Origin of the sequence: Nocardia sp. NPDC058058 (genome assembly GCF_042885355.1) — a bacterium.
Taxonomy (GTDB): Bacteria; Actinomycetota; Actinomycetes; order Mycobacteriales; family Mycobacteriaceae; genus Nocardia.
Genome location: NZ_JBHVSA010000028.1, coordinates 1 through 1,343, shown reverse-complemented (window position 1 = coordinate 1,343; position 1,343 = coordinate 1). Strand labels below are relative to the sequence as shown.

The 1,343-nt window shown below is 71.4% G+C and carries 1 protein-coding gene and 1 pseudogene; one reads left to right on the top strand and one right to left on the bottom strand.

Features of this window, described 5'->3' with window-relative positions:
- Positions 1–458: pseudogene (locus ACFVUS_RS43920) on the bottom strand (amidohydrolase); the annotation flags it as partial.
- Between the two features lie 152 nt (positions 459–610).
- Here ACFVUS_RS43920 and ACFVUS_RS43915 point away from each other — a divergent pair.
- Positions 611–1,343: AMP-binding protein (locus ACFVUS_RS43915; protein ID WP_387781504.1), on the top strand; the 733-nt coding region annotated here is incomplete at its 3' end.

Genomic DNA, 1,343 nt, shown 5'->3' with positions numbered 1-1,343 from the left:
ATCCAGTCGTTGTAGGCGCGCACGCAGGCGAGGGCGACCTCCTTGTCGTGCGCCTCGGCGAAGGTCTGGCCGCAAAAGCGCGGGAAGGTCGGGAAGCACAGGGACGCCTCGACGTGGTTGAGGTCCATGTCGGCGAGGCGGGCCTTCGGGTCCCAGCAGCCGCGCCGCATCTCCTCGCGGGTGATGCCCTCCAGGGTCATCTCGTCGCGGTCGAAGCCGACGGCGGCGATGTTGCGCTTGTACGGGAACTTCAGGTCCTCGTAGATCCACCAGTCGGTCGGCGGGCCGTCCGGGTCCATGGTGATCACGTACTTGCCGCCGGTGTAGGCGAGTTCGCCGATGCCGGCGGTCAGCGGCCTCGGCCCGCGGTCGCGGTACCTGGCGGGCAGCCACACGTCGAAGAGGTGCGCGGGCTCGATCACGTGGTCGTCCACGCTGATGATCCGAGGCAGTTCCATGGTGTCCCCTCGCCGCAAGCGGATGGCCGTACCGATGCCATATCTGATGAACCGTCAGAAACAAGCTAGCTCCGCGACCCCTGGACCGACAAGCGCCCGCGCCCTACGCTCTGCGGTTGACCTGACTGTCCGTCAGCTATGGGGAGGTTGGGATGTCGGACACCACCGGTACGGCCGCCACCGCACGGGATCTGAGCGGGTCCGGGACCCTGTGGGCGCTCGTCGCCCGGCGCGCCGCGCTGACGCCCGACGCCCCCGTCCTCATCGAGGCCGCCGACGACCCCGCGCGGGACCGCACCGTCACCTTCGGCGAGCTCCGCGACCGCTGCGAACGCGTCGCCGCGGGCCTGTACCGCATGGGCGTGCGCCCCGGCACCGTCGTCGCCTGGCAGCTCCCGACCCGCATCGAGACGGTGCTGCTCTCGCTCGCCCTCGCCCGGATCGGGGCCGTCCAGTCCCCGGTGATCCCCTTCTACCGGGACCGGGAGGTCGGCTTCGCGCTGCGCGAGTCGAAGGCCGAGTTCTTCGCCGTCCCCGGCGTCTGGCGCGGCTTCGACCACACCGCCATGGCCCGGCGGCTCGGCGCCCGAGGTGTCTTCGAGGCCTACGACTCCCTCCCCGCCGGCGACCCCGCCACCCTGCCCCCGCCGCCCCCCGAGGGAACCTCCGTACGCTGGATCTACTGGACCTCCGGCACCACCTCCGACCCCAAGGGCGTCCTGCACACCGACCGCTCCCTGATCGCCGGCGGCTCCTGCCTGGCCCACGCCCTGCGCCTCGGCCCGGCCGACGTCGGCTCGATGGCGTTCCCCTTCGCGCACATCGCCGGCCCGGACTACACCGTGATGCTGCTGCTCTACGGGTTCCCGGCGGTGCTGAGCGAGA